Origin of the sequence: Youngiibacter fragilis 232.1 (assembly GCF_000495435.3) — a bacterium.
GTDB classification, from domain to species: domain Bacteria; phylum Bacillota; class Clostridia; order Clostridiales; family Clostridiaceae; genus Youngiibacter; species Youngiibacter fragilis.
Genome location: NZ_AXUN02000062.1, coordinates 1 through 2319 on the forward strand (window position 1 = coordinate 1; position 2319 = coordinate 2319).

Here is a 2319-nt window from a genome sequence, read left to right on the forward strand (position 1 = left end):
CAAAATTTTCTACACTCTCCTCAGGGGCTCATTATGAAAATCAAGCCACTCGTGCTACATTCTGATAACGGAAGCCCCATGAAGGCCGCCACGATGCTTGCAACGCTCTATGATCTCGGTATAACACCATCTCGTAGCAGACCAAGGGTAAGCAACGATAATTGTTAACTTCCCATATTTTACCTACTCATTGCAGTTTTAGCATCTGATTTTCCCTCTGCGCTCTAGAATGTGCTCTCAAGAAACGCCATGATTTCAGCATAAGATTTCCCGCTTTTCTCAACCGCCTGAATCAGTTCATTCCTATGAATAGCTCTCTGCTTTGCCTGGAGATCCTCCAGTTCCTTAGCTGCTGCATCATACCTTGTCTTTACCTTTTCGAAGTTTTCCTTCGCTTTTGCTATCTTTTCATCAATCGATATCGTCTTCCTCGGTCGAGCCATCTTCTCCATCCCTTTCTTGTTTCGCTGCCGCTTTCAGCTGCTCACCTAGTCTCGTTGCTCTTGACTTGATATAGTCTTCATCCACGCCGAAGGCCTTAAGTATTGTCTTTTGCGTTGCGGTCACTGCATGGTCAAGCCTATATATGTTATCCATCTGCCTTATCATTTCGATTTTTTCCAGCTCTTTCAGCGCGGCGGGAACTGTCATATAGTTTGGCTTCTTTGACATTTCCGCCATCATTGCCTTAAGTTGCGTATACAGCTTGCACCTCACAATCAAGGCTACAAATTCAATGAATATCTTCGCATCTGCAGATTCATTGCCTGATACACGCAGACTCCTATTCCCAAGATATGACTTATCACCGCGGAACAGCTTCTCTGAAGCATCCCTGCTCTTATACAGTGAAAGAGCTTCTGCCGCTGTCATTTTTCGGGATGTGACAATTACAAAGTATCCGCAAAGCCCTAGTTCCCTTTCTATTACTTCGGATTTTTCCTTAGCATAAAGTAACTTGCTCGTACCATCCTCCTTTTCGTGTGAAAAGATATCGAAATACCAGTGGTACGGATCTCCCAATGTCACCGTTTTCCCTTCGTGCCTCTTCAGGAATTCTGTCATCTTCTGAATCTTACATTCAAGAAGTCCCTTCTCAGCACTTTCCTTTGTTACCTTGTGGTAGATATGGAAATATCTGGCTTTCTCGTCATCTGCATAAAGCTTCTCTTGGATTGTCATGCCATATGCCTGGTATTCAGGGATAACGCAAGATCTCTTCGTCTCGAATTTACCTTTGTTCTCAAGGATAATTCTCTCTACGAACGAAGCCCTTCCCTTGACCATGATTACAAAATCATACTGACAAGTGTCCATGTATTGAATATTATTCTTGCTGAAATAGCCTCTATCAAGTATAAAACCGATCTTCTTATAGCCGTATCCTTTTGCTTTTTCCAGCATGAACTGCAGCTGTGATACATCAACAATGCTTCCAGGGTAAGTCTCGTAGAATAGAGGTTCCTTGTTGTCTGTGTCGTAGGCCACAGAATAGTTGAATACAGGAACCCCTTTGTCATCCTTGGGATGCCCGAATTCCGCCATCTCAATATCCCCGGCCTGGCAGTTCTTATTCGTTGAATCGTATGAGATATAGATTTGTTCCCTGTGATTCCTTAAGGCATTCCAGCGGTTCAGAAAGCCCACTCTGTCATCATCTGATATGGAGGACAGGAACCTGGATACCGTTGAGTCGCTGTAGATTTTCATGTCTTCAGTCAGCAGCGGATGATTGTATGCATAATCGGGATAGTACTGGCCCGCATTGTTTTCGCAGATTATTGAATACGCAGCAAGATCGAGAAACAGGCCGACCCCTCTCTCGTCCCAGTGGTTTGAAAGCATTTCAGGAAGATTGTACTCCTCCATGATCTTCCGAATGACGAGATAAGCGCCTATCCTGAGGCAGCTGCTGCGGTTGGAGTTATTCCGTTCATCAGGCAGCGCAATACCCGGGAAGAACTTAGCGAAGTTTTGGTTCGGTTGCATCATCGTCGGATCATCATTGGACTGCTTTCCGATGGTTGTCCTCTGCGGAACGTTATACTTCTTTTCCGGGACATATTTACGCGCGTAAGTGTATTCAATGTATGTGGTGTCTCCACGTCTGTTCACTGTAATCTTTCCTGTGTTTTCGGGGATTTTCACTAAAAAATCGTAGTACATTTCGGCCTCCTGATAAGAATGATATCCTACTCAATATATCATATCATAAAACCCGGATTTCTGCAATAACTATCCGGGTTTTACTAAGATTTCCAAGGGTTTTCATGATATTTTTAGCACAACTAAGTTAGTTGGATATTCCACTTAAAAAAT

2 protein-coding genes are annotated in these 2319 nt (G+C 43.6%); both read right to left on the minus strand.

From position 1 onward, the window contains the following. Window positions 1–224: 224 nt before the first annotated feature. Window positions 225–443 (minus strand): hypothetical protein, encoded by a 219-nt coding sequence (locus tag T472_RS04285; RefSeq protein ID WP_040906652.1) that lies wholly within the window; start codon window positions 441–443, stop codon window positions 225–227. Further along, on the minus strand, window positions 412–2166 hold the full coding sequence (locus tag T472_RS04290) for an IS1634 family transposase (protein ID WP_023863343.1): 1755 nt from the start codon (window positions 2164–2166) through the stop codon (window positions 412–414). Before T472_RS04290 ends, T472_RS04285 begins: the two co-directional genes overlap by 32 nt. Between the last annotated feature and the right edge of the window lie 153 nt (window positions 2167–2319).

Bases quoted from the DNA above. Each gene is read 5' to 3' on its own strand.
- T472_RS04285 (WP_040906652.1), bottom strand. From the start codon at position 443: ATGGCTCGACCGAGGAAGACGATATCGATTGATGAAAAGATAGCAAAA.
- T472_RS04290 (WP_023863343.1), bottom strand. From the start codon at position 2,166: ATGTACTACGATTTTTTAGTGAAAATCCCCGAAAACACAGGAAAGATT.